Consider the following 24,387-nt stretch of genomic DNA (forward strand, 5'->3'; position numbering starts at 1 on the left):
CTGGTATGTATAAAAATTTAGACAGTGATAAAGAAATAATACACCTATTTACGATAAATTTAAAATATTTTTACAAATAAAAATTATTTCATATAAATAGTTCTGTATGTAGAGTTGGCACACCAATTGCATAAATAGAAAGTGAGAGATTTAGGAGAAAGGAGGGGTGATATGTGAGACACTGTGACGTTTTAATAATAGGCGGTGGTATTATAGGATGTTCTATCGCTTATTACACATCAAAATACGGAAGAGACGTAACAATCATTGAAAAAGGGGAATTTGTCAGTGGGACGTCTTCACGGTGTGACGGGAACATTTTGGCTATTGATAAAGACCCAGGGTTTGATAGTCAAATGTCGTTAGTAAGTCAAAAATTAGTAACTGAATTAAGTGAAGAGTTGGAGCACTCATTTGAATATAGGGCGCCAGGAAGCATTCTCGTTTGTGAATCAGACGAAGAAATGGAGGCAGCACAGCAATGGGTAAATCGTCAAAAAGAAGCTGGATTACCGTTTCGCATGCTTGACAGGCAAGATATAAGAGAGGAATCACCATTTTTTGCAGATGATTTATTGGGTGGTTTAGAATGCGCAACTGATTCGACTGTAAATCCATATCTTCTTGCTTTTTCACTTCTTGCAGAATCGAAGAAATTTGGTACAAAAGCTTTTAATCATACAGAAGTGAAAGAAATAAAAAGAGATATAGACGGTTCCTTTATTGTAGAAACGACAAATGGAACGTTTACTGCGAAACAAGTTGTGAACGCAGCCGGTGTGTGGGCTCCTAAAATCGGACAGATGTTAGATGTAAATATCCCAATCGAACCGAGAAAAGGACATATTATTGTAGCTTCAAGGCAACAACACGTAGGTTGCCGTAAAGTAATGGAATTTGGTTATTTAATTTCTAAATTTGGCGGAAAACGAAAAGTGGATGCTTTAACTGAAAAATACGGAGTAGCTCTTGTATTTGAGCCGACAGAAAGCCAAAATTTTTTAATTGGTAGTAGTAGAGAGTTTGTAGGGTTTCATACGAAGATAAATAACGAGGTTATTAAATGTATTGCGAACAGAGCAATTCGTTTTTATCCGAAAATGGCAGATATGATGGTGATTCGTTCATATGCTGGATTACGCCCGTGGACAGAAGATCATTTGCCAATCATTTCAGGAGTGGAACATATTCCGAACTACTTTATAGCAGCAGGGCATGAAGGTGATGGAATTAGTCTGGCAGCAGTTACTGGGAAAGTGATTGAAGAGTTATTAAATGAAAAAGAAACAATCATTCCTATTGAACCACTTCGTTTGAGTCGTTTTACAGAAAGGGTGTTAAACGGATGAGGTCACAAAGAGTCTTTACGACGATTGATACACATACGGGCGGGAATCCAACGAGGACATTAATTAGCGGACTTCCTAAGTTAATTGGAGAGACAATGGCAGAGAAAATGTTACATATGAAAAAGGAGTATGACTGGATTCGGAAATTGTTAATGAATGAGCCACGTGGTCATGATGTAATGTCAGGAGCACTATTAACAGATCCGTGTCATCCTGAAGCTGATATAGGTGTTATATACATAGAGACAGGTGGATATTTGCCGATGTGTGGCCACGATACAATTGGTGTATGTACAGCTTTAGTTGAATCAGGTTTAATTCCAGTAGTTGAACCGGTTACTTCTTTAAAGCTAGACACGCCAGCTGGCTTAGTTGAAGTAGATATTTCTGTTCAAGATGGGAAAGCGAAAGAAGTCTCTTTCTGTAACATACCAGCTTTTTTACTGAAAAATATTTCTGTACACGTCGAAGAAATTGGAACTGTAGAGGCTGATATTGCGTATGGAGGGAATTTTTATGCCATTATCGATGCGAAGTCAGTAGGTCTAGAGTTAGTACCAGAAAACGCATCTACAATCATTGATAAGGCGATTCATATTAGAAATGTAATTAATGAGAAGTTTGAAATCATTCATCCGCAGTATTCGTTTATAAGAGGATTAACACATATCGAATTTTACACAGATCCTACTCATGAAAGTGCGCATGTGAAAAATACAGTTGTTGTTCCGCCAGGAGGAATTGATCGATCTCCATGTGGTACAGGAACATCAGCGAAGTTAGCTGTATTATACGCTCATAAAAAAATCGACATTGATGAAGAATTTGTTCATGAGAGTATTGTAGGTTCTCTATTTAAAGGGTGTGTCATGAATACAACATATGTCGAAAATATTGAAGCTGTAGTAACGAAAATTACGGGATCAGCTTGGCTTATGGGCATGCATAGATTTTTTTACAATGAAAAGGATCCACTTAAAGAAGGCTTTTTGCTAATTCCGCCGATGGAACATGAAACGGAGGATGTAAAATGAACATTCAAAAAATGTATACAGCAGTAGACGTACACGTAAATGGCGAAGCATTTCGTGTAATTAAAGACGTACCATGCAAATACTACTACAGTTTGGAGCAATTAAATGAACAATTTTCAGGCGAATTAGCAGAGGAAATGAAGCTCTTATTAAATGAACCACGTGGTTTTATCGGCTTAAATGGATGTATTGTCGTTCCTTCTATTCATAATGAAGTTGATGCAGCTGTATTGTTTTTTAATCATGAAGGATCAATTCCTCTTCATTACGGCGGCATTGTCGCGGTAATAACGATGTTACTAGAAAGTGGATATTTAAAAAAGAGAGATTCCAATCAATATAAAATTGAAACGTTATCTGGAATTTTTTCAGTGGATGCATATGTAGAGAATGATGAAGTTGTATCTGTTTCGTTTGAAAGCAAACTATGTTATATGATTGAGAAAAATTTAAAGGTTGGTAATATAAGTTACTCTCTCATACAGGCAGATAAAGTATATGCAGTTGTAGAAAAGGATACGTATTCGCCAGAAATCAGTATTGAAAACATCTCTAAATTAAAAAAATGGGGTGAAGCTACACTTCAAGCTATACAAAAACAGTCATTAATAAAAAGACTTATTTTAGTAGATTCTATGCAAAAAGAAAAGAACCATATAAAGTCGATTACATTTCATGAAGATAACTTTATAGTACGTTCGCCGGGTTTTGTTTCTACTATTGTGTCTTATGTTCATACATTATTTAAAAATGATTATATAGCGGATAAACCTTTTAGAAATGAAAGTATTTTTAATAGCTTTATAACAGTGGAACAAGTGAAGAAAGAAGAACTAGGATACATTTTTCGATTTGAAAGTAGAGGGTTTATTACAGGAATGCAGACGTTTCTATTAGACCCTACAGATCCGTTTCCAACAGGATTTTTATTAAAATAAAATGTTAAAGGGAGAGATAAAGATGCAAAAAATTAAAGGGGCATTTCCAGTATTAATAACACCGATGGATGAATTTCAAGAAATTGATTGGAAAGGTGTAAAACAAAACGTAAACTACTTTATTGAGCAAAAAGTAGCTGGAATTATTATTAATGGAAGTACGGGAGAATTTGTTAGTTTATCAAAAGAAGAACGATTTAACATGGTAGAAACAGTATTAAAAGAAGTTGATGGCCGTATTCCAGTCATTGTTGGGACTGCTGCGGAGACGACGAAAGAAACGATTGAATATACGAAACATGCAGAAGCGCACGGAGCAGATTGTGCATTAATCATAAACTCGTATTATTGTAAACCGAAAGAAGAGGAAATCTATTTTCATTTTAAAGAAATCTCAAACGCTGTGAATATACCAATTATGTTATACAATAACCCATTTACTTCCGGTGTTGATATGAGTACAGAACTTATGCTTCGAATTGGAAAAGAGTGTGAAAATGTTACACATATTAAAGAATCTAGTGGAGATATTCGAAAAGCGAGAGATTTAGTAAGACAAGGCGAAGGTGCTTTTCAAGTCTTCTGCGGATCTGAAGATTTAGTTATGGAATCTTATTTAGTTGGTGCAACAGGATGGGTTTCAGTAGCAGGAAATATCGTCCCAGGACTCGTTACGAAAATGTATGAGCATTTTCAAAATGGTGAATTAGAAAAAGCGTGGGAAATGAACGATGCTATTTTACCTCTTTGCGAGTTTCTTGAAGGATCAGGGAAATATGTACAAATCGTTAAACGCTCAATGGAATTACACGGGCAAGTCGGAGGACCTTCACGTTATCCGAGATTAGGATTAACTGAAGAAGAAGATCAAAAACTTCAAACGATTTTATCAGAAATTGCAGCTCATGCAGCTGTTTAAATAAGGAGGAGAGCATATATGTTAACAACAAACATTGAGCTGAAACCAAAAGTGAAAGCGTTTTTAAATGAAGAAATTAAAATGTTTATTAATGGTGAATTTGTTTCTTCAATAAGTGGAAAGACGTTTGAAACATACAATCCAGCAACAGAAGATGTTCTAGCAGTCGTATGTGAAGCGCAAGAAGAAGATATTGATGTCGCAGTAAAAGCGGCAAGATTTGCATTTGAATCTGGCCCTTGGGCAGAAATGACTACCGCTGAAAGAGCGCATCTTATTTATAAATTAGCAGACTTAATTGAAGAGCATAGAGAAGAATTAGCACAGCTGGAAGCTTTAGATAATGGAAAACCATATCAAGTAGCACTTGATGATGATATTTCAGCGACTGTAGAAAATTACCGCTATTACGCGGGATGGGCTACAAAAATTATCGGACAAACAATTCCAATTTCAAAAGATTATTTAAATTACACACGCCATGAACCGGTTGGCGTTGTAGGTCAAATTATTCCGTGGAATTTTCCGCTCGTTATGTCTTCTTGGAAAATGGGAGCCGCTCTTGCGACAGGTTGTACCATTGTATTAAAACCAGCAGAGCAAACACCTTTATCTTTACTATATACAGCGAAGCTTTTTAAAGAAGCTGGTTTTCCAAACGGTGTTGTAAACTTTGTACCAGGTTTCGGTCCTGAAGCAGGATCGGCAATTGTAAACCATCATGATATTGATAAAGTAGCTTTCACAGGTTCAACAGTTACAGGAAAATATATTATGCGTCAATCTGCAGAAACAATTAAACATGTAACATTAGAACTTGGTGGTAAGTCACCAAACATCATTTTAGAAGACGCTGACTTAGAAGAAGCGATTAACGGTGCGTTCCAAGGAATTATGTATAATCATGGTCAAAATTGTAGCGCAGGATCTCGAGTTTTCGTTCATCGGAAACATTATGAAACAGTCGTAAATGAACTTGTGAAAATGGCAAATAACGTGAAGCTAGGGGCAGGTATGGAGGCGGAAACTGAAATGGGACCGCTCGTATCTAAAAAACAACAAGAGCGTGTGCTAAATTACATTGAACAAGGAAAAGCTGAAGGTGCTACTGTTGCAGCTGGCGGTGAACGTGCATTTGAAAAAGGTTATTTTGTACAGCCAACAGTATTCACAAATGTTACTGACGATATGACAATTGTTAAGGAAGAAATTTTTGGACCAGTTGTCGTTATACTTCCATTTGATTCGACAGAAGAAGTAATTGAAAGAGCAAATCGCTCTTCATATGGGCTTGCTGCGGGTTTATGGACACAAAATATTAAAACAGGGCATCAAGTTGCCAATAAATTAAAGGCAGGAACAGTGTGGATTAATGATTATAACTTAGAAAATGCTGCTGCACCATTTGGTGGATATAAGCAATCTGGTGTTGGACGTGAATTAGGTTCATATGCACTTGATAACTATACAGAAGTGAAAAGTGTTTGGGTAAATATCAAGTAAAATTATATTCAGTGTGGAGTCTTTTCATCACTGTAGAATAGTATTTGAACCAATAGGGCATTTACGGTAGGTGATTTTCCACCTTACTTCCTTTGTGTTCAACGCATGAGGTGGGAATCATACTACCCACAAATAGCGGGATAAAAGAATGATGAAATATAGTAAGAGATGCGGACAACTGGTAGGTAGGATAAAGGTTGTCCGTTTTCTTATATATAAAATTGCTTTTTCAAAAGAATTATAAGGGGGATTTGGATGGAGAAATTAGTAGAATGGTTAGTAGGGCAAGTATGGAGTATCGGCTTAGTTATTTTTGCATTAGGAGCAGGAGTGTATTTCACAATTGCGACTCGCTTTTTACAAATTCGTTATTTTAAAGAGATGATTAAACTATTATTTGAAGGGAAAAGCTCAGAGACGGGAATATCATCCTTTCAAGCATTTTGTTTGGCGCTATCGGGCCGGGTTGGAATAGGGAACATCGCAGGAGTAGCGACAGCTATCGCTTTTGGCGGGCCTGGAGCTGTATTTTGGATGTGGATGATGGCTCTATTAGGAGCAGCTAGTGCATTTGTTGAATCGACATTAGCACAAGTATACAAAAGTAAAGTAGGCAATGAATACCGCGGTGGTACGCCATACTTTATTGAGAAGGGCTTAAAAATGAAATGGTTTGCGGTCATTGTAGCGGTGGTAGTAACACTTTCATATGGCGTTTTATTACCAGGAATTCAATCAAGTAGTATCGCGGTTGGATTTGAAAACTCTTCTGGCATTAGTAAATATGTAACTGGTATATTTTTAGTTGTATTATTGGCAGCGATTATTTTTGGTGGAGTAAAGAGAATTGCAGGCGTTTCACAAATGTTAGTTCCATTTATGGCAATTGGTTATGTAATTGTTACATGTATCGTATTAATTGCGAATGTAACGGAAATTCCAAGTATGTTTGCTTTAATTTTCTCAAGCGCATTTGGTGTAAATGAAATGTTTGGAGGAATCGTTGGGGCAGCTATTGCATGGGGAGTAAAGCGTGCAGTATTTTCAAATGTCGCTGGTGTTGGAGAAGCAACGTATAGTTCTGCCGCTGCTGAAGTATCTCATCCTGCAAAACAAGGATTAGTTCAAGCATTTTCTGTTTACATTGATACAATTGTTGTATGTACAGCGACAGCACTTATGATATTAATTACAGGTATGTACAATGTTATACCTGAAGGGAAAAGCGCTATTGTACAGAACATAGGCAATATTGAAGCTGGTCCCATTTATACACAACAAGCAGTTGAAACCGTTATGACAGGATTTGGTCCATTATTTATTTCAATCGCAATTTTCTTCTTCGCATTTACAACTTTACTCGCTTACTATTATATCGCTGAAACGACGCTTACTTATTTAGATCATCAATTAAAATATAGCTGGTTAAAACCAGTTTTAAAAATTGGATTTTTAATTATGGTTTACATCGGTAGTGTAGAATCAGCTTCACTTTTATGGAATCTAGGAGATTTAGGAATAGGTAGTATGGCATGGTTAAACCTTATAGCGATTCTACTATTAAGCAAAACAGCATTAAAAGTGTTAAAAGATTATGAAACGCAGAAAAAAGAAGGGAAAGATCCGGTTTTTGACCCTAAAAAAGTAGGGATTGAAGGTGTACCGTTTTGGGAAGAGAGGAGCAAAGAGTTGGAAAGGAAAAGCTCTAAAGAAAAAGTGTCAGTGGATGATAGTGTTAAATTTTAAAAATAAAAAACTGAAAATTCAATCTTTTTTGTGGTTTTATAAGTTTTTTCTAAAGCAAAGGGCCGAATAGATTAAGCTTATAAATTTGCAAAGCAATGATTTTAATGCAAGAATGTATGTTGGTATTGAAAAATTAAAGTTATAAAATAAAAAAGTTCTCCTTTGAATATTATTGTAAGGAGAACTTTTTTATTTTAGCCTAATCTTTTTGAAAGAGTTTCAATTGTTTCATATAGTCAATAGCCTTTGTTTTATTCTTTTGCTTAGTAACATAGTGTAATTCGTTTAAATCTCTATAATAACTATTAACTACCTCTTCAGAAAGAATGCCGTCAGAGATGGCTTTTTTAACTGCACAGTGTGGTTCATTTGTATGTGAGCAGTTAGAAAATTTACATTTCCTAGATGTATTCATTATATCTTCATATCCAAAATTAAAGTTGCCTTCATGAGTTATTAAGTCAAATCCCATTTTACTAATAAGTAATCCCTCCACTTTCGAAAGAGTTTATAAGAATCTTACATATGTACTCTATCGTTCTTAATCTGTAGCTACTATTAAACGCCAGTTGTTACAATGCATTAAGTTACCTGGTGGGTATTCAAATTCGCAGTCAGAAATAAACGCAAAGTTAAGCTTCCGACAAACCGCATTTGAAGCAGGATTATGAATGGAAGGAAAAGCGTGTATATATTTATATTTGTTTTCTTTCATTGCTGCATCAATTGCTAGTTTAATTGCGAGAGTGGCTATTCCTTGCCCTTGAAATTGTGGTAGTACACTCCATCCAATTTCATAAACACTTTCATCATTCCAAGTAGTTTTCCAATACCCAACGGAGCCAATCTCCACAAAATCAGGAGATTGAGTAATGCTAAACATTTGCCCGTCATCACCAAGTTCAAGATATCGTTTGTGGCGTTTTAAAATTTGTTCTTTCGTTTCAGGGCCTCCTAGATGTTCCATCATTTCTGGGGTATTTATTTTATGAAGTAGATCAAGATTTTTATCATTCCAAACGTGAATTTGTATTTCGCGTTCTCCAATTTCTCCGAAAATATACACCATCTCCTTAAACTGCACTTTTCATTTTAATTCTTTTATTGATGGGCTATTTCCTTCATGAATAATTCAACCTTTCTTATTGAAGAAAGGTTACATCTTACTATTCAACATTTTTATAAATTGATTTCTCTACATCAGGGAGAAGTGTGTATATGCTTTTACCGATTAAAGATTCTAATTCTTTCTTAATTGTATAGAATCCCTTCCAATGTAAAGATGTATGGGCGGTTGTTCCGTGACGTAAACCAACTGAAATCAACCTTCTTTCAAGAGTAGTAAAGCCATCTGCGTCAGCTAGAGCGTCGCAAAGGGTAATTACTTTGTTATATAAGTCGTAGTTACTATGTTCGTTCAATATTTCAACTAACCGGCTTTCCATATAATCGGGAACAAGACTCCACTCCGCTGCAATATCTATATGTTCATTTTTGCAAGGGAATGAGTGTGTCACACAAATAATGGCGTTTCCTGTATACCCTAAATCATTCATATACATATAACCATCATAGGAATGAATAACCGATTTGGTAGAACCTTTATATCTTCCTATATCATGCAAGAGAGCGGCAGTGTATGCTATGTCAACATCTAGGTCATGCCCATTTTTAATAAGTTCGACAATGATGTTCTCAGTTGCATGGGCAACATGAATTGAATGTTCGAACCAAGGACCTGGGTTTTGTTGATTAGCCCATTCAAGTAATTCTTTTGCGTATGTCCTGTCTAAAATATATTTCATAAAGCCATCCTTTCTAAAAAAATCATATCTTAAATAATTTCAACTTAATATTCAGTTATTCCTTCTTTAATTTTTCTCTTATAATTAGTGGTAATATACAAGTGTATATTGAGTGAACAAAAGGGGGAAAAGGAATGCAAAGTGTAGTAATAGAAGAGATTAAACGACTTGATGAAGACATTGAAGCACTTTCTGAATTGTTGAAAACTGTAGTAGATGATGGAGCTTCAATAGGATTTCTACCGCCACTGGAACGAGAAGAAGCGACACTGTATTGGCACACTGTATTAGCACCAGAAGTGATATTATATGTTGCTAAAATAAACAATAAAGTGGCGGGCAGTGTTCAACTACATTTAATTACAAAGCCAAATGGAATCCACAGAGCTGAAATTTGCAAGTTAATGACCCATCCAAACTTTAGACGTAACGGTATTGGACGCTCACTTATGCAAAAAGCAGAAGAAAGAGCGAAACAAGAAAGTAGGTCTCTTTTAGTATTAGATACTAGAGAAGGAGACCCTTCAAATAGATTGTACAAGTCATTAGATTATCAAGAATCCGGCAGAATACCGAGGTATGCAATTTCTCCGAATGGTGAGTTAGATGCAACGGTTATTTATTATAAAATGATTTAGTTTTTTATTTGAAAAGAGAGAGGTTTTCAAACGACATATTTGTTATTATGTCTGTGTGTTAATTTATAAAAAAGATTGATAAAACCCTGTATAATAGGGTTTTTCTTTTGACCCTTTAACTTCATCTGGAATGTTTAATTAAAGGACCAGTTTGTGGAAGGTTTTAACAGGTTTTTTAGAGTTATTATTTAAATAGGGATTTTGAAGTCTTTTGGTTAATATTAAATGTTAATCTAAAAGATGGAGGTTGCTGTCATGTTGAAACTGTTTCAATATAACTGGCAAGTTCGTGATGATTGGTTTACATTGTGCGAAGACATGTCGGATGAAGAACTATTAAAGAAACGGATCGGTGGGTTCGGCAGTATCCTACATACTCTATTTCACATTGTAGATGTGGAATATATGTGGATCTTAGGTTTGCGAGGTGAACCAGTGCCTGAGGAGCCATTGTTTGAAGAATATGCCAGCTTGCAAAAAGTGAAAAATCTTTCGGCTCAATACCACGAGAAAGTGAAGCCATTTGTGACATCTTGGACAAATGAAATGGATTCTCGGAAACTTTCAGAAACTGATTTCAATGAAGAACCGATTAGCTCTAGAGACGCACCAATCAGGCGCAGAGTCATTGAATGTACACACGGAGAGATAATACGTCATGTCATTGTCCACGAAAGCCACCATATCGGCCAGTTATCTATATGGGCACGTGAAATAGGAAAGGAGCCTGTTTCCGTAAATTTGAGAGGAAGAGGGCTATTTGATAATTAGACTGCCTTTGCCAATTTCGTAATTGGGCGCTTTAATGGCACAAGGATCAAGAATGGAAATACTACATTACGAAAAAAGATTGGAATCCAAATAAACCATTAACACGATCGGATTTAGATTTAGTGCCGTTCTATGTGAAAGATGATGGTGGAGCTAAATCAGGGATAACAGTAACACATGAAGCAAATGTACCAACTGACCGTAGTGGATATCATCTTATTGTAGCTGTTTGGGAGATTGCAGACACTGGAAATGCATTTTATCAAATTATTGATGTGAACCTTGTGAATAATGGTTTAGCCTCCAATTTCGCATTTAACAACGTAGTGCAAGTACCATCTTTATTTTAACGAAAAGATAACCTTTGACCATCTAAATTATTTTAGAGGGTCTTTATTTGTGAAAACAATGAAAAATATAGAAGAAAGTGCAATAATTTATAAAAAAATACGCTTTAAATATTGTCATATTTGCTTCTTTAAGATATCCTTTTCATGAAGAGGTGGAAAACATGGAAAAAGTACTAGTTTTCGGGCATAAAAACCCAGATACAGATGCAATTTGTTCTGCGATTGCTTATGCAGAATTGAAAAAAGAATTAGGAATGAATGCTGAGCCTGTACGTTTAGGCGAAATCAGCGGTGAAACTCAATTTGCGTTAGACTATTTTAAAGTAGAAGGACCGCGTTTTGTTGAGACAGTAGCAAACGAAGTGGACAACGTTATTTTAGTTGACCATAACGAGCGTCAACAAAGTGCTAACGATATCGAATCTGTTCGTGTGTTAGAAGTTATTGACCATCACCGTATTGCTAACTTTGAAACAAGCGATCCTATATACTACCGTTGTGAGCCAGTTGGCTGTACAGCTACAATCTTAAACAAAATGTACAAAGAAAATGGTGTTGCAATTCGTAAAGAAGTTGCAGGTTTAATGTTATCTGCAATTATTTCAGATTCTTTACTATTCAAATCTCCAACTTGCACAGAACAAGACGTAGCAGCAGCTCGTGAATTAGCGGAAATCGCTGGTGTAGATGCAGATAGCTACGGCTTAGAAATGTTAAAAGCTGGTGCTGACTTAAGCGGAAAAACAATGGAGCAATTAATCTCTCTTGACGCTAAAGAATTCAAAATGGGTAACGCAAAAGTTGAAATCGCACAAGTAAACGCTGTTGATACAAACGACGTTCTTGTACACCAAGCGGAACTTGAAAAAGTTATCTCTGCAGTAGTAGAAGAAAAAGGTTTAGACCTATTCTTATTCGTTGTAACTGATATCTTAACTAACGATTCTGTTGGTCTTGCGATCGGTAAAGCAACAAACGCTGTTGAGAAAGCATACAACGTAACATTAGAAAACAACACAGCTACTTTAAAAGGTGTTGTATCTCGTAAAAAACAAATCGTACCAGTACTAACAGAAGCATTCCAAGCTTAATATTATTGAGTACGGATAAACAGGAAGGACAAGTAGTCAGATTGGCTGCTTGTCTTTTTTTATTATAAAATTACAGACGAGCCTATTGGATGGAAATAAAAAAGGATAGCAATAGCTATCCTACTTATCGTTTATTCATAAGATCGTTTCTTATTTATATAAAATGTAATAATAGCAGCAATAATGAAAATAGGTATTGCGTACGCTTGCCCAACAAAGAATTTCCAACCTACAGTATTATAGCCCTCAGATGCTGGAATGATAATCGCGATGATACAAACAATAATATAAGCTAATAATGCTGGGAGTATATTTTTCATAGTTGTTCACCTCCTTTTCATACTACATTTATATATTGTACTATTGAATAGCGATTGGGAGATTAAGTATGCTTGATTTTACGAAATCTTCACAAATTCACTAAAGGATGAGGTATATGCATGCTGTATGAAAGTGACTTTAGTACGGTGTGTTTATGTAATAATATATATACTTAATCGACTGTTCTAAAAGAAATTAAACCAAATATAGAAGATAATGTAATTTTATCTTTCAAGATTATTATATAGTATTCTGTAAAAAAATGTACTGGGAAATTGATATTTCATAAGAAAGATAGAAGTGAGGTAAGAAATAACGATGAAAAGATTATGCATTATTCCGTGTGGAAAAAAGAAAATTTGGGATAAGTACCCAGATTACGGAGAGGCAGCGGCAAAAGATGTATATATTAGCCCGTTCGGAAAAGCATGTCAAGCGTACGCAACGGAGTTTTTCGAGAACTGGGTTATATTATCAGCAAAGCATGGATTTTTAAGACCAAATGATATTGTACAGGAAAACTATGATCTTGCATTTGATTCAAAGAGTAATGAGATTATTAGTATAGAACAATTACAAAAACAGATGATTGAAAAAGACTTACTTCAGTTTGATGAAATTGTCTTACTTGCGGGGAAGAAGCATAAAAAAGTAGTGACGAAGCTATATCCAGAAGAAATCATTACATATCCGTTAGAAGGATGTAGAGGGATTGGGTATATGTTGCAGAGGTTGAAGGGTGCTGTGGAGGAAGGAAAGGAAGTATAGGGATGAAATAGTAATATAGATTCAAATTACACCACATTGATAGATATAAAATAGACTAGTGAACAAGCCTTTTTATGCTTTTAAACATAGAATATGATGAATTCTATTTTATATTAGGGGGAATCATATTCATGGGAAATAATTGTCGTTGTAGACATTTCCGAGATTGTAATAGATTTTGGGATGATTTAATGTTTGGAAGATGTAGACGTAGAGATTGCGATGATTGTTGTTGTAGACGTAAACGTCATTGTGATTGTGATTGTGATGATTGCCGTTGCAATCGTAAACGTGACGATGATGAGGATAAATGCCGTAAGTGGTAATTTTCTTTGAAAGAGTACTTTGAAGTAAAGTACTCTTTTTTTATAGGAACCTTTTAAATTCCATTTTGAACGGATTTTTTTTCTATTTCCCATATGTTTTGTTTTTTAATTTTTAAGGTTACATTAGTACCGTTAGATTCCTTATAAAAGATATATCCGTGGTTTGATTTAACGTAAGTTGAAGGTTCACCTATGCAATCTTGAGAACAAGATGCGTTGATAAGTTCAATTAAGGACAGTTCGCTTGGATCCGTTCTACTTGCATCTATTACGATATCAAGACTCGTTTTACGATAACCTTGTAAGTTTACATGAAAAGTGTTTTCAATTTCTCCTGTAATGCTAGTATGCATTACTTCAACTGAATTTTTCTTTTCTTGAAGAAATCCGTTTTCATAAAGTAATTTTGTATATCCAAGCCATGCGATTAAAACTAGCATGAAAAATATACCAGACATTTTTAGTGTTCGAAGCCGTTTACTAACAATTGTTTCTGAGTATTTCATTCAGTCTAATCCTCCAATGTTTTTAATTTAAAGTATGCCTGGATACATACATTTAGAAGAGGATGAAAGGTAACGAGTTCTTGATTCAAAAAAGAAAACATCAAAAATTAGATGCTTTCTTTTTGAATGATTATTGTTATCTGTTAGTTACTTGTTTCATAAGCGGTCTTATTTCTTTAACAGGTGGTTTTTTATCATAGGCATCAACGTAAGAAAAGTAGTAATTTAAGTTTCTGAGAAGTCCTTTTCCTATTTTTGCGCTTAAAAAGGGGAATACTTGTCCAGTATAATCATCGAGAGATTTACAATAGTATTTTTCATCTAAGTATATGCTGTATTTACATGTTAGTTCTACTAATGAGTTACCTTCATCATCAAATACTTCTTTAGAATCAATAATGTCTATTAATGCGAATTTTTCATTCAGATAAACTTTCTTCTTTTTCTCGTGCTTATTTGTGAGGATAAATACGAGACCAATTGCGTTAATCAAACTATTTCCTCCTATAAAAAACGGATATTAATAAAATATATCGATATAAGCTAAATGTAAAGAGGAGAGGCGTAAAATGTGAACTAGATAGAAACAATAATAAGCCGATTTGAAGACAAATCGGCCCATTATTATTGAAATACTTGCGGAAATTGTTTTACGATTGCATCTGTTATAGTATCAGCCATTTCTAATGCTTCTTTTTCAATTTTATCATATAGTTTTACACTGGCATCATAATCCTTATTTAGGAAGGCAAGTGCTTCCGCTTTCGTTAACGCTAAATGCTCATAAAACATTTTTCTAAATTCTTCTTTTTCTATATATGGGTTGATACTGGTTAGAAACTCAACAATTTCATCTCCATTAGCGTACCACTTCTTTTCTATAGCGGTAGCTGCGTTTTGATCACCAGCTTTAGCGGCTTTAACAAGATCAGCAGCGATTGTTAAGTGGTCTTTAATTAATGCACTATATTTTTTTACTGCATTTTCTCCGTAGAATGGTTCAAGTGATATCCCCATGTGTGTTGCATTTTGTAGAAGACGTCCAACAGTAACGTTTACGTCTGGCAAGTTAAAGATGATGCCTATAATGGCTAATCGCGTCCAAGTGACGTGTTGTTCCCATAAAGAACGCATATATCCTTTTAAAAAGTTTTCGTTTTTACTAACTCGGTAATTTCGTACAAATGAATCGAAGTTTCCATTAGTGATATGATAAGGGGAGTAATACGATTGCCAATAAGTATACATAAATAGTTACACTCCTTTGAACATGTATATCTCACAATATGATAAACGTTATTTTTAAGTTACGTGTCCAAGAGTTTTTTTGAGAGTTGGAAAAGGAGAAAGTTGAAGGTTGAAGAGGAACGAAAAACATACTTATGATATATATGAATCAAAAGAATTTTAAAATAATAGAGGTCCTGCAAGGGAAATTGCAGGACCTCAAAAGGGTATTGCCGAGATGTCGGACTCGACTACGTAATATTAGCACAAAATTCTTTCAAAATAACCTGGTAAATGTGTCCAAATGAGAAGGGTACTTTTTAATAAAGTTAAAGGGATCTGCTTCCCGCGGCAGACCCCTTTAACTAGATAATGTAGATGAGTAAAAACTCATCTAGAGTACCTTCATAATAACAAATGAAATTCACTTTGTGTATTGAGAAAAAGTGAATTACTTATATGAATGTAACGGATTTATATTTTACTTTTTGGAATTATAATCATTTGTGGAGAGCGGAATAGGGTTCTAAAATGGAGAAAAGACTTTTCAGCCAGACTACGATACATTGCAATATGTAATTATAAAAAAGACCTGCTAATTTAAGCAGGTCAACATAAGGGGTTTATCTAACAGATTATTATATATGGTAACAACTGTATTGTAGTAAGTCTATAAGTTTTATGTTGAGAAAATTTGTTTGAATGATATATATTTGGCACATGTATTAACGTTTAAAAAGTTGAGAAAGGAAATTCATAAGCTTGCTATAAGAAAATAAGGGCTGATACTTATAAAATGATTCATATTTCCACGCATCATTATTAGAAAATTGGAGTTTTTTATTTGACTCTTTAGGCTTGATGGAACTATTGTAACTACGTTTCATAATTTAACCTCCTCAAATGCACATGTATACGATTAGTAGTATTCTAGGAAGGCGAATAAAATGAATATTTATATTGAAATTCTAACTTCATGTATACTAGATTTGTGTTTTATATGCTGTAAAACGTAGAAAGCAACTAAAACGCCGATACTAATTAATATCCATAACGAAGAGAAACTTAGAATAATGAAAAAGCATGCTATTAAGCTTAAAGAGAGTGCTTTGTTAAAGAATCCAGGTAATAGTTTGTATGCAGCGAAAACTTCACAAATCGCATATCACAAAAACAAGTGGATTTCTCCAGCTTTACAAGAATTATTAACAATTGTTCGTGGATCATGCAAAAGGATGGCGAGAATCAGTTTGATGATAGATTATATATAACTCTTTCATTCAGCACTTTCATGACGCATAAGTGATGATATAATAGGAATAGATGAAAGATATAGAAACGCAGGTGACTCTTTTTTGTTTACAAAAGCACAAGAACTTTTAGCGTCTTATTTCGGTTATTCGTCATTCCGAAGAGGACAAGATGAAACAATTAAAAATGTATTAGATGGGAAAGATACAGTTTGTATTATGCCTACGGGCGGTGGTAAGTCAATTTGTTATCAAATTCCCGCATTAGTATTCGAAGGAACGACATTAGTTATCTCACCTTTGATTTCACTTATGAAAGATCAAGTAGATACATTAATACAAAACGGTATTTCCGCTACATATATTAATAGTTCTATTTCTATTACAGAAGCGAATCAACGAATTCAATTGGCGAAACAAGGGCATTACAAGTTGCTTTACGTGGCGCCTGAGCGTCTTGATTCTATGGAGTTTGTTGATCAACTTATGGACATGAAAATCCCGATGATTGCAATTGATGAGGCGCACTGTATTTCGCAGTGGGGTCATGATTTCCGCCCGAGTTATTTACATATACATCGCATATTAGATTATCTTCCAGAAAAACCGCTCGTTTTAGCATTAACAGCAACAGCAACACCACAAGTACGTGATGATATTTGCAATACGCTTGAAATTAATCAAGAAAATACAATTATGACAACGTTCGAGCGCGAGAACTTATCGTTTTCAGTAATTAAAGGACAGGATCGTAATGCGTATTTAGCAGATTATATTCGTCAAAATCAGAAAGAATCTGGGATTATTTATGCAGCTACAAGAAAAGTAGTCGATCAGTTATATGAAGATTTAGGGAAAGCAGGAGTTTCGGTATCGAAATATCATGCTGGTATGAGCGATCACGATCGAAATGAACAGCAAGAACTCTTTTTACGAGATGAAATCAGCGTTATGGTAGCGACATCAGCGTTTGGAATGGGGATTGATAAATCGAATATTCGTTACGTTATTCATTATCAACTTCCAAAAAATATGGAAAGTTACTATCAAGAAGCAGGACGTGCTGGTCGTGACGGATTAGATAGTGAATGTATTTTGTTATATTCTTCTCAAGATGTGCAAGTACAACGCTTTTTAATCGATCAATCAACTGGAGAATCACGTTTTTCAAACGAACTTGAAAAACTCCAAAATATGACCGATTACTGTCATACAGAACAATGTTTACAATCATTTATTTTGCAATACTTCGGAGAAGAGCCGAAAGAAGATTGTGGTCGCTGCGGTAATTGTACGGACGACCGTGAAAGTATTGATGTGACGAGAGAATCACAAATGGTACTATCTTGTATGATTCGAACGAACCAACGATTCGGAAAACAAATGATTGCACAAGTATTAACTGGATCTAAAAATAAGAAAGTCATTGAATTTAATTTTCATACTTTGCCAACATACGGTCTTTTGTCAAACCGTAGTGTAAAAGAAGTCAGTGAGTTTATTGAGTTTTTAATTTCAGATGAGTTAATTGCAGTTGAACATGGTACGTATCCGACATTAAAAGTAACGGAAAAAGGAAAAGAAGTATTACTTGGTAAAGAGAATGTTTTACGCAAAGAACGAGTAGAAACGAGACAAATTGTTCAAGACCATCCTTTATTTGAAGTGCTTCGTGAAGTGCGTAAAGAAATTGCGCAAGGAGAAGGTGTACCGCCGTTCGTTATTTTCTCTGACCAAACGTTAAAAGATATGTGTGCGAAAATGCCACAAAGTGACTCCGAACTCCTAACTGTAAAAGGAATCGGAGAACACAAACTTGTGAAGTACGGGTCTCACTTCTTACAAGCAGTTCAGCACTTTATTGAGGATAACCCAAACTATGCGGAAACAATTAAGACTGAAGTTGTTTCAGAGAGTAAAAAATCAGGAAAAGCGTCAGCGAATTCTCATATAGAAACATATGAAATGTATAAACAAGGCATTGATTTAAATGAGATTGCGAAAGATAGAGGTCTATCAAGACAAACGATTGAAAACCACTTAATCCGTTGCCATGAAGATGGTATTGAAGTAGAGTGGCAAAGCTTTGTTCCAACAGAGTATGAAGCTCTTATTGAAACTGCCGTACAAAATGCAGAAGGTGGTTTGAAATCTATTAAAGAACAGCTTCCAGGTGAAGTGAGTTACTTTATGATTCGTGCATATTTACAAATTAGAAAGTAAAGAGCAATAAAAAGGGGATAGGGACATATGCATCATGTTTTCGTGTATGGCACGTTAAGAAAAGAGCAAACGAATGCTCATTATATGCAAGGTGCAACATGCATCGCAGACGGAGCATGGACGTATGGCAAATTATTTGATACAAACGAAGGGTATCCTGCAATGATTTGTTCAAACGGGGAAAAGGTATACGGGGAAGTTTACGAAGTAGATGATGAGGTTTTGCAAAAGTTAGATGAACTCGAAGAATATACAGGTAATGCAGAGACTGATTTATATGACCGGATAACGCAAACAGTATATTTTGCTGATAAAGAAATACATACATATGTGTATGTTGTTCAGGATAAAGAGATATTAAAGAAAATCATTGATTCTGGGGATTGGCTCGTGTATCAAAAAGTATAATAAAAGCAGCTAAGGATAAATTGGTAAGCAGATAATGGAATAATTCATTATCTGCTTTTTATTTTGTTTTCAGTTGAAATTCTCAAATCAATAGAGAATAAAATGCATTTGAATACTCTGTTTAATTTGATAATATAGAATTGTAGGCGATAAATAAGGGGGATTTTTAATGGGTATCAGAAATTTAGTTTCTAACCTGTAGTAGAAAAAACTATTACAGGAGGAGAATAATAATGAACGAATTAAATGTGAAGGAATTTTACAAAAAACAATTTGAACTGTCGAATTATGATGTAAATACAGAAATCTGGATAGAGCAGGTTGCTAAAGAGGTGCAAGAACAAGTTGGATATCCGTTTCAAACGATGTTGGAACTTGGTGCAGGGAATGGTGGATTTTCCAGAGCAATGTCAAAGCTAGATATAACAATGACAACTGTAGAGCTTGTATCAGAATTAGTTGAATTTGCAAAAAGGCATTCTAGTAACGATATTACGATTTATCAAGGCGATTTCTATCAAATTGATATTCCAAAAGAATTTGATGTAGTAAGCTATTTAGACGGATTTGGTGTAGGAACAGATAAAGAACAATTATTTCTATTAAGTAGGATTAAAAAATGGATGAAAGATGATGGTTATGCATTAATTGATATCTATCAACCATTGTATTGGAAAGCAGTGAATGGGAGAGAAATGTCACTTGGTACAGCGATGCGAAAGTATGAATATGACAGTATAAATGAAAGAATGCTAGATCATTGGTGGAATCCTAATCAGCCTAATGAGATTGTAACACAGTCTTTACGTTGTTATACAGTTGAAGAGATTAGTGATTTATGTGCTAAAGCAGGTTTAAGTATTGTAGGATTCTTCCCAGGGGGAGCATTTGATTTTGAAAAATTGCGATATAAAGAGCAAGCTTCACTACATGAGTGCTTATCTTATCGTATAAAAGTAAAAAAGAAATAAAGAAAAGGTAGGGATTATCCCTCATACACATCAAGCTAAGTTTATGTGAGGGGAATTTCAAATTTGTAGAATCTAATAAGTAAATGCGACGAAAATAGTTGGTATACATCGTTGGTTGAGCGCTTCTGGATTCATAGAAATATCAGTGTTAGCTTCTAATCGACTACAAGGTTGAGTTAATGAAGTATGAGCTATGTTTTGGCTTAATCAAACACATAGGGCTACTAGTTCTTGTGTACCTTATTCACTTGATTGTTAAATGAACTAATTTTAGTTCATCAGAAATCGATAAATTCATATTAAAAACGCCATCCTTTTTGTATATTTCTATAAAAAGAATAGCGTTTTTTTCGTTATATGGATACAAATTTACATTATCTTGATAATAATAGGGCGAGAATCTATTATGTTTAATCAATAATATAATGACACAATTGACAAAACATACATCAGTGTTATAATGATACCTTGTTACCGAGGTAACAAAGTATCGTTTTTTTACGGTAAGGATGTGAAATTATGAAACAACATAATGAACAAATAAATGAAAAAAATACAAAAATTAAAGTTGAACGTGTGCAAACTGGAATTAGGATGGAAAAAAGAATGGTGAAAGTTTTGAAAGCGATGGCAGAATACCATGATATTTCATTAGGCGTACTTCTTGAAAGAATAGTTCTTCATTCTTTTGAAAACAAACCTGTGTTTAGCGATGAAAGTCTTGAAAAAGTTAAAGCTATAAAAGAAGTTTACGATATGGATTATGGCCTAGAAATAAGTCGTAAGTGGAATGATTCGGATAACTAGAATATTTATAATACCATTTAGATTTATGTAAGAGGTCTATGAAATATAGAAATGAAAATAAATTATCAGGAGCGATATCAAATGAAATTCAGTACATTAACCATATTTGATAATTACCCCGATCGATTATCTCGAACTCCGAGACAATTCTATAATGAGATATTGGAGCAAGCCGTTCGGGCTGAAGAAGTGAATTTTGATGGGGTATGGTTTGCAGAACATCATTTCTCAGATTTTGGTATTAATCCTTCTCCAGCAGTTTTGCTCGCTGCGGTATCTCAAAGAACGAATAGAATTCGCCTCGGTGTGGGTGTTTCAGTACTTCCATTACACAACCCTATACGAGTTGCTGAAGATTATGCGATGGTTGATCTTTTATCAAACGGAAGGTTAGATTTGGGGTTAGGTAGTGGATATGCACAGAAAGAATTTGATGGTTATAATATTTCATTGGAGGACAAAACTGAACGCTTCAACGAGTCTCTAGTAGTGTTACGTAAGGCGTGGTCAGGCAAGCTTTTTTCTCATCAAGGGAACTTTTTTCAATACAAAGACCTTAGGCTTAATGTTCAGCCAATACAAGCTCCGTTTCCGCCTCACTGGATTGCAACCTCTAGTGAAAAAGGTGTTAGTCATGTTGCTAGTATGGGAAACAATTTCATGGGGCTTGGGTTTAGTAAATCACGAGAGGAATTAGCAAAGCTGATTGATACTTACAAGAATACGTATCTAAAGTCAGGACACGGTAATCCAGAAGAGTTGGAAATCCCTGTTGCATTTCATGTTCATGTTGGTGAAACATATGCAGAGGCTGAATCCAATGCAAAAGATCCTTATCAACGATTTATGAATACTCCGCGTGGGACGAATATTTCATATGAAGATCTTAAACATAAATTCAATCCAGTAATAGGAAGTCCTGATGAAGTTATTAAACAAATTCAGTCCTACAGTGAAATAGGTGTTACGAATTTTATGGCAGTAATGAATTTTGGTGGATTAGAACATCATAAAGTGCTTTCATCTTTAGATTTATTTGGTAAGTATGTAATTCCTGCATGTAAGTGAAAAATTGATTGTTCCCCAAAACAAAAAAATGAATGCAATTCTCATAAATAAATATAGAGAGAAAAAAATTATTTTGGGGATACTTCAAAATCTTAGCTTAATGGGTATGGGTTTATCCTTACCTTTTCTTTATTTTGGAAAATTCTCACTTAAACTATTGACTTTATGATTGTGTTTTTTATAGAATTATATCTCGACTGAAAAAATTGGAACGGACAGGAGGGAATCATCAAATGAGTAACATATTTGAAGAAGAATTACAGAAAATGAAAGATATTTTATGTACGATGGATGAGCAATTAGAGCAGCTTGAAAAAATCCCAGTTTATTATGGAGAAGATTTTAAAGAGCAAATTCTTGAAAGTATGAGGGAGTCTAATAGACAAAACTTACGTATCGGTGTGCAAGAGCCATACTTTGGAAGATTAGACTTCCAGGAGGATGGCAAAGAAGATGTTATGCCGATTTACATCGGTAAAGTAGGGGTTTCAGATAAAGATACGATGAAACCGATGGTCATTGATTGGCGAGCACCTGTCGCTAGTATGTTTTATTCATTTACCGGTGGTGATGAATTAGCATTTTATCATTCACCAGACGGATTAGTAGAAGGCGATGTTTATTTAAAGCGAAACATTTCCATTCGAAAGAGAGAACTAGAACGTGTTGTTGATACATATGTGAAAGGAAATGAAGATGTCTCGCATGCTGATGATTTTCTTCTATATCGATTAGGTGAGAATAAAGATAATAAATTAAAAGATATCGTTTCGACTATACAATCGGAGCAAAATGATATTATTCGTGCGGAAAGAAACTTACCATTATTAATTCAAGGGGTTGCAGGGAGCGGAAAAACAACGATCGCTTTACATCGCCTTGCTTTTTTAATTTATGAATATCGTGAACAGCTAGAAGCGGAGAGAATGATCGTATTTGCTCCAAACAGTTTGTTTTTAGACTATATTTCGAGTGTACTTCCCGAATTAGGTGTAGGCAATATTAGTCAAACAACGTTTCCAGATTGGGCATTGCGTATGTTAGAGGGTTCGGTGAAACTAAAGCAGACAGAAGAAAAATTGAAAGAAGCATTTTCAATTAATCGCGATGAAAAAAAGGTTATGCTCGGTAAATTAAAGGGTACGCTTGAATTTAAGTCGTTTATTGAAGAGAGAATGGTTCAATTTGAAAAAGATTTAGTACCGACAAAAGATTTTGAGGCGTGGGATAAAGCAGTTATTCCAGTGGAAGACGTTAAAAAATGGATGCAAGTTGAATATAAACATTATCCATTAAAGAAAAGAAGAGAACGTTTAGTCGGCCGTATGAAGCGCTGGATTGAAATTGAACTTAAAAAGTTTGGAGAAACAAATGAGAAAAAGTTACTAAAAAAAGAAGCTACAAAGAGATTGAACACATATATGAATTTTTGGCCGAAAATGAGCCCGCTTTCACTATACAGTTCAATGTTGAAAAGTAAAGAAATACTCGAAGTGTTACCTGAAGAACTTGTTCAAGAAACAGAAAAGAATTGTCGTAAAAAAGAAGTGTATGTAGAAGATTTACCAGCTCTAATTTACATACATCATCGAATAACTGGAATTGAAATCGGACAGAAGTTTCATCATGTCGTTATTGATGAAGCGCAAGACTTCTCACCATTCCAAGTTTATGTACTAAAAGAAATTACACTAGGTAATTCTTTCACTATATTAGGTGATTTATCTCAAGCGATTTATGATTATCAAGGAATTGAAGACTGGAATGCTTTTAAGGAAGTATTCCAAGAAACAGGTTATTATGAATTGACGAGAAGTTACCGTTCTACAAAAGAAATTATTGAATTCGCTAATGAAGTAATTAAAAATGCAGACATTCCAGTAGGACTTGCAACACCTGTTTTCCGTAGTGGTGAAGACGTGAAAGTAATTCGGACAGAGGATCAATTTGCTGAAATTTTGAAGACATTGCAGCATTTACAAAATGAAGATGTGAAAACAATCGCGGTAATTGGAAGAACAGATGATGAATGCCGTGATATATATGAGAAGTTAACAAATGCAGGGTTGACTGTTAATGTCATTGAAGCAGATCAAAGCAAATATGAAGGTGGTATCTCGGTAGTACCTGTATACTTGGCGAAAGGGTTAGAATTTGATGCCGTACTTCTAATCGACGTTGATGAAGAACATTATAAAAACACAAAACATGATGCGAAGTTATTGTATGTCGGATGTACAAGATCGCTGCATGATTTATGGATTTTCTATAGTGGGGAAATATCGCCTTTAATTAAGAGATAGAAATATATAACAAATTCAAGAGGCTTTTCTAGTAATGAACAGAAGACCTCTTGTTTTTCTATATA

General features: G+C 34.7%; 26 protein-coding genes and 2 pseudogenes. 19 read left to right on the forward strand and 9 right to left on the reverse strand.

Features of this window, described 5'->3' with window-relative positions:
• Positions 1-173: 173 nt before the first annotated feature.
• From MR071_RS04055 to MR071_RS04080, 6 genes are all read left to right on the forward strand, one after another.
• Positions 174-1,349, forward strand: coding sequence for an NAD(P)/FAD-dependent oxidoreductase (locus MR071_RS04055; RefSeq protein WP_242235071.1), 1,176 nt, complete (start codon positions 174-176; stop codon positions 1,347-1,349).
• Positions 1,346-2,383 (forward strand): proline racemase family protein, encoded by a 1,038-nt coding sequence (locus MR071_RS04060; protein WP_242235073.1) that lies wholly within the window; start codon positions 1,346-1,348, stop codon positions 2,381-2,383. The genes MR071_RS04055 and MR071_RS04060 overlap by 4 nt, the downstream gene beginning before the upstream one ends.
• Entirely contained in the window at positions 2,380-3,321 is a 942-nt protein-coding gene (locus MR071_RS04065) for a proline racemase family protein (RefSeq protein WP_242235075.1), read from the forward strand. The genes MR071_RS04060 and MR071_RS04065 overlap by 4 nt, the downstream gene beginning before the upstream one ends.
• A 22-nt stretch (positions 3,322-3,343) precedes the next feature.
• Entirely contained in the window at positions 3,344-4,240 is an 897-nt protein-coding gene (gene dapA / locus MR071_RS04070; protein ID WP_242235077.1) for a 4-hydroxy-tetrahydrodipicolinate synthase, read from the forward strand.
• An 18-nt stretch (positions 4,241-4,258) separates the two neighbouring features.
• On the forward strand, positions 4,259-5,743 hold the full coding sequence (locus MR071_RS04075) for an aldehyde dehydrogenase family protein (protein ID WP_242235079.1): 1,485 nt from the start codon (positions 4,259-4,261) through the stop codon (positions 5,741-5,743).
• A gap of 255 nt (positions 5,744-5,998) precedes the next feature.
• Complete coding sequence (locus MR071_RS04080) at positions 5,999-7,489, forward strand: alanine/glycine:cation symporter family protein (protein ID WP_242235081.1); 1,491 nt, start codon at positions 5,999-6,001, stop codon at positions 7,487-7,489.
• A 199-nt stretch (positions 7,490-7,688) separates the two neighbouring features.
• Here the strand turns inward: MR071_RS04080 and MR071_RS04085 are convergent, their stop codons facing one another.
• The 3 genes from MR071_RS04085 to MR071_RS04095 form a co-directional block, all read right to left on the reverse strand.
• On the reverse strand, positions 7,689-7,961 hold the full coding sequence (locus MR071_RS04085) for a ribosome small subunit-dependent GTPase A (RefSeq protein ID WP_242235083.1): 273 nt from the start codon (positions 7,959-7,961) through the stop codon (positions 7,689-7,691).
• Positions 7,962-8,030: 69 nt separating this feature from the next.
• Positions 8,031-8,558: a GNAT family N-acetyltransferase gene (locus tag MR071_RS04090; protein WP_181149454.1), complete on the reverse strand. Its 528-nt coding sequence runs from the start codon at positions 8,556-8,558 to the stop codon at positions 8,031-8,033.
• Positions 8,559-8,655: 97 nt separating this feature from the next.
• Positions 8,656-9,294 (reverse strand): HD domain-containing protein, encoded by a 639-nt coding sequence (locus MR071_RS04095; RefSeq protein WP_242235085.1) that lies wholly within the window; start codon positions 9,292-9,294, stop codon positions 8,656-8,658.
• Positions 9,295-9,428: 134 nt separating this feature from the next.
• On the opposite strand from MR071_RS04095, the gene MR071_RS04100 reads away from it, so the two are divergent.
• From MR071_RS04100 to ppaC, 4 genes and pseudogenes are all read left to right on the forward strand, one after another.
• Positions 9,429-9,932, forward strand: a complete 504-nt coding sequence (locus tag MR071_RS04100; RefSeq protein ID WP_242235090.1) for a GNAT family N-acetyltransferase — start codon at positions 9,429-9,431, stop codon at positions 9,930-9,932.
• Between the two features lie 255 nt (positions 9,933-10,187).
• Positions 10,188-10,703 carry a DinB family protein gene (locus MR071_RS04105; protein WP_242235092.1) on the forward strand — a complete coding sequence of 172 codons (516 nt, stop codon included), beginning with the start codon at positions 10,188-10,190 and terminating at the stop codon, positions 10,701-10,703.
• A 38-nt stretch (positions 10,704-10,741) separates the two neighbouring features.
• A pseudogene (locus MR071_RS04110) lies at positions 10,742-11,053 on the forward strand (lytic polysaccharide monooxygenase); the annotation flags it as partial.
• A 161-nt stretch (positions 11,054-11,214) separates the two neighbouring features.
• Positions 11,215-12,144, forward strand: a complete 930-nt coding sequence (gene ppaC / locus MR071_RS04115) for a manganese-dependent inorganic pyrophosphatase (protein WP_105584940.1) — start codon at positions 11,215-11,217, stop codon at positions 12,142-12,144.
• Positions 12,145-12,275: 131 nt separating this feature from the next.
• On the opposite strand, the gene MR071_RS04120 is transcribed toward ppaC, so the two are convergent.
• Positions 12,276-12,464, reverse strand: a complete 189-nt coding sequence (locus MR071_RS04120) for a DUF4017 family protein (RefSeq protein ID WP_002012993.1) — start codon at positions 12,462-12,464, stop codon at positions 12,276-12,278.
• A gap of 319 nt (positions 12,465-12,783) precedes the next feature.
• Here MR071_RS04120 and MR071_RS04125 point away from each other — a divergent pair, with 319 nt between their 5' ends.
• Together MR071_RS04125 and MR071_RS04130 are read left to right on the forward strand one after the other, a co-directional pair.
• A complete protein-coding gene (locus MR071_RS04125; RefSeq protein ID WP_242235094.1) occupies positions 12,784-13,233 on the forward strand; it encodes a DUF6884 domain-containing protein in 450 nt (149 codons plus the stop codon).
• 131 nt (positions 13,234-13,364) lie between these two features.
• Entirely contained in the window at positions 13,365-13,559 is a 195-nt protein-coding gene (locus MR071_RS04130) for a hypothetical protein (RefSeq protein WP_242235096.1), read from the forward strand.
• A gap of 53 nt (positions 13,560-13,612) precedes the next feature.
• Here the strand turns inward: MR071_RS04130 and MR071_RS04135 are convergent, their stop codons facing one another.
• From MR071_RS04135 to MR071_RS04150, 4 genes are all read right to left on the reverse strand, one after another.
• Entirely contained in the window at positions 13,613-14,065 is a 453-nt protein-coding gene (locus MR071_RS04135; protein WP_242235098.1) for a hypothetical protein, read from the reverse strand.
• Between the two features lie 136 nt (positions 14,066-14,201).
• The gene (locus MR071_RS04140; protein WP_000606233.1) at positions 14,202-14,558 is read right to left on the reverse strand and encodes a hypothetical protein; all 357 of its coding nucleotides are present in this window, start codon (positions 14,556-14,558) and stop codon (positions 14,202-14,204) included.
• A 131-nt stretch (positions 14,559-14,689) separates the two neighbouring features.
• Positions 14,690-15,313, reverse strand: coding sequence for an acetylglutamate kinase (locus tag MR071_RS04145; RefSeq protein WP_242235100.1), 624 nt, complete (start codon positions 15,311-15,313; stop codon positions 14,690-14,692).
• A gap of 704 nt (positions 15,314-16,017) precedes the next feature.
• Positions 16,018-16,179 (reverse strand): hypothetical protein, encoded by a 162-nt coding sequence (locus MR071_RS04150; protein WP_242235102.1) that lies wholly within the window; start codon positions 16,177-16,179, stop codon positions 16,018-16,020.
• 186 nt (positions 16,180-16,365) lie between these two features.
• On the opposite strand from MR071_RS04150, the gene MR071_RS04155 reads away from it, so the two are divergent.
• From MR071_RS04155 to MR071_RS04170, 4 genes are all read left to right on the forward strand, one after another.
• Positions 16,366-16,563 (forward strand): hypothetical protein, encoded by a 198-nt coding sequence (locus tag MR071_RS04155; protein ID WP_105584935.1) that lies wholly within the window; start codon positions 16,366-16,368, stop codon positions 16,561-16,563.
• Positions 16,564-16,647: 84 nt separating this feature from the next.
• Positions 16,648-18,765, forward strand: a complete 2,118-nt coding sequence (gene recQ / locus MR071_RS04160) for a DNA helicase RecQ (protein ID WP_242235104.1) — start codon at positions 16,648-16,650, stop codon at positions 18,763-18,765.
• 27 nt (positions 18,766-18,792) lie between these two features.
• Entirely contained in the window at positions 18,793-19,173 is a 381-nt protein-coding gene (locus tag MR071_RS04165; RefSeq protein WP_242235107.1) for a gamma-glutamylcyclotransferase family protein, read from the forward strand.
• Between the two features lie 233 nt (positions 19,174-19,406).
• The gene (locus MR071_RS04170; RefSeq protein ID WP_242235110.1) at positions 19,407-20,144 is read left to right on the forward strand and encodes a class I SAM-dependent methyltransferase; all 738 of its coding nucleotides are present in this window, start codon (positions 19,407-19,409) and stop codon (positions 20,142-20,144) included.
• A 49-nt stretch (positions 20,145-20,193) separates the two neighbouring features.
• On the opposite strand, the pseudogene MR071_RS04175 reads toward MR071_RS04170, so the two are convergent.
• Positions 20,194-20,378 (reverse strand): annotated as a pseudogene (locus tag MR071_RS04175) (IS4 family transposase); the annotation flags it as partial.
• A 285-nt stretch (positions 20,379-20,663) separates the two neighbouring features.
• Here MR071_RS04175 and MR071_RS04180 point away from each other — a divergent pair.
• The 3 genes from MR071_RS04180 to MR071_RS04190 all read left to right on the forward strand — a co-directional run bounded on the left by MR071_RS04180 (position 20,664) and on the right by MR071_RS04190 (position 24,322).
• Entirely contained in the window at positions 20,664-20,951 is a 288-nt protein-coding gene (locus tag MR071_RS04180; protein ID WP_242235111.1) for a hypothetical protein, read from the forward strand.
• A gap of 81 nt (positions 20,952-21,032) precedes the next feature.
• Positions 21,033-22,019 (forward strand): LLM class flavin-dependent oxidoreductase, encoded by a 987-nt coding sequence (locus MR071_RS04185; protein WP_242235113.1) that lies wholly within the window; start codon positions 21,033-21,035, stop codon positions 22,017-22,019.
• A gap of 233 nt (positions 22,020-22,252) precedes the next feature.
• The gene (locus tag MR071_RS04190) at positions 22,253-24,322 is read left to right on the forward strand and encodes a HelD family protein (protein WP_242235114.1); all 2,070 of its coding nucleotides are present in this window, start codon (positions 22,253-22,255) and stop codon (positions 24,320-24,322) included.
• Positions 24,323-24,387 lie beyond the last annotated feature (65 nt).

Source organism: Bacillus cereus group sp. BfR-BA-01316, assembly GCF_022664195.1.
In the GTDB taxonomy this organism is placed as follows: domain Bacteria; phylum Bacillota; class Bacilli; order Bacillales; family Bacillaceae_G; genus Bacillus_A.

What these genes read in the sequence shown, in the direction of transcription:
- MR071_RS04120 (WP_002012993.1), bottom strand. Translation starts at nt 12,464, where the DNA reads ATGAAAAATATACTCCCAGCATTATTAGCTTATATTATTGTTTGTATC.
- MR071_RS04165 (WP_242235107.1), top strand. Translation starts at nt 18,793, where the DNA reads ATGCATCATGTTTTCGTGTATGGCACGTTAAGAAAAGAGCAAACGAAT.
- MR071_RS04145 (WP_242235100.1), bottom strand. Translation starts at nt 15,313, where the DNA reads ATGTATACTTATTGGCAATCGTATTACTCCCCTTATCATATCACTAAT.
- MR071_RS04090 (WP_181149454.1), bottom strand. Translation starts at nt 8,558, where the DNA reads ATGGTGTATATTTTCGGAGAAATTGGAGAACGCGAAATACAAATTCAC.
- dapA (WP_242235077.1), top strand. Translation starts at nt 3,344, where the DNA reads ATGCAAAAAATTAAAGGGGCATTTCCAGTATTAATAACACCGATGGAT.
- MR071_RS04155 (WP_105584935.1), top strand. Translation starts at nt 16,366, where the DNA reads ATGAAAAAGCATGCTATTAAGCTTAAAGAGAGTGCTTTGTTAAAGAAT.
- MR071_RS04170 (WP_242235110.1), top strand. Translation starts at nt 19,407, where the DNA reads ATGAACGAATTAAATGTGAAGGAATTTTACAAAAAACAATTTGAACTG.
- MR071_RS04125 (WP_242235094.1), top strand. Translation starts at nt 12,784, where the DNA reads ATGAAAAGATTATGCATTATTCCGTGTGGAAAAAAGAAAATTTGGGAT.
- MR071_RS04105 (WP_242235092.1), top strand. Translation starts at nt 10,188, where the DNA reads ATGTTGAAACTGTTTCAATATAACTGGCAAGTTCGTGATGATTGGTTT.
- MR071_RS04095 (WP_242235085.1), bottom strand. Translation starts at nt 9,294, where the DNA reads ATGAAATATATTTTAGACAGGACATACGCAAAAGAATTACTTGAATGG.
- MR071_RS04190 (WP_242235114.1), top strand. Translation starts at nt 22,253, where the DNA reads ATGAGTAACATATTTGAAGAAGAATTACAGAAAATGAAAGATATTTTA.
- MR071_RS04060 (WP_242235073.1), top strand. Translation starts at nt 1,346, where the DNA reads ATGAGGTCACAAAGAGTCTTTACGACGATTGATACACATACGGGCGGG.
- MR071_RS04065 (WP_242235075.1), top strand. Translation starts at nt 2,380, where the DNA reads ATGAACATTCAAAAAATGTATACAGCAGTAGACGTACACGTAAATGGC.
- MR071_RS04075 (WP_242235079.1), top strand. Translation starts at nt 4,259, where the DNA reads ATGTTAACAACAAACATTGAGCTGAAACCAAAAGTGAAAGCGTTTTTA.
- MR071_RS04085 (WP_242235083.1), bottom strand. Translation starts at nt 7,961, where the DNA reads ATGGGATTTGACTTAATAACTCATGAAGGCAACTTTAATTTTGGATAT.
- MR071_RS04180 (WP_242235111.1), top strand. Translation starts at nt 20,664, where the DNA reads ATGAAACAACATAATGAACAAATAAATGAAAAAAATACAAAAATTAAA.
- MR071_RS04185 (WP_242235113.1), top strand. Translation starts at nt 21,033, where the DNA reads ATGAAATTCAGTACATTAACCATATTTGATAATTACCCCGATCGATTA.
- MR071_RS04135 (WP_242235098.1), bottom strand. Translation starts at nt 14,065, where the DNA reads ATGAAATACTCAGAAACAATTGTTAGTAAACGGCTTCGAACACTAAAA.
- MR071_RS04080 (WP_242235081.1), top strand. Translation starts at nt 5,999, where the DNA reads ATGGAGAAATTAGTAGAATGGTTAGTAGGGCAAGTATGGAGTATCGGC.
- MR071_RS04100 (WP_242235090.1), top strand. Translation starts at nt 9,429, where the DNA reads ATGCAAAGTGTAGTAATAGAAGAGATTAAACGACTTGATGAAGACATT.
- MR071_RS04130 (WP_242235096.1), top strand. Translation starts at nt 13,365, where the DNA reads ATGGGAAATAATTGTCGTTGTAGACATTTCCGAGATTGTAATAGATTT.
- ppaC (WP_105584940.1), top strand. Translation starts at nt 11,215, where the DNA reads ATGGAAAAAGTACTAGTTTTCGGGCATAAAAACCCAGATACAGATGCA.
- MR071_RS04150 (WP_242235102.1), bottom strand. Translation starts at nt 16,179, where the DNA reads ATGAAACGTAGTTACAATAGTTCCATCAAGCCTAAAGAGTCAAATAAA.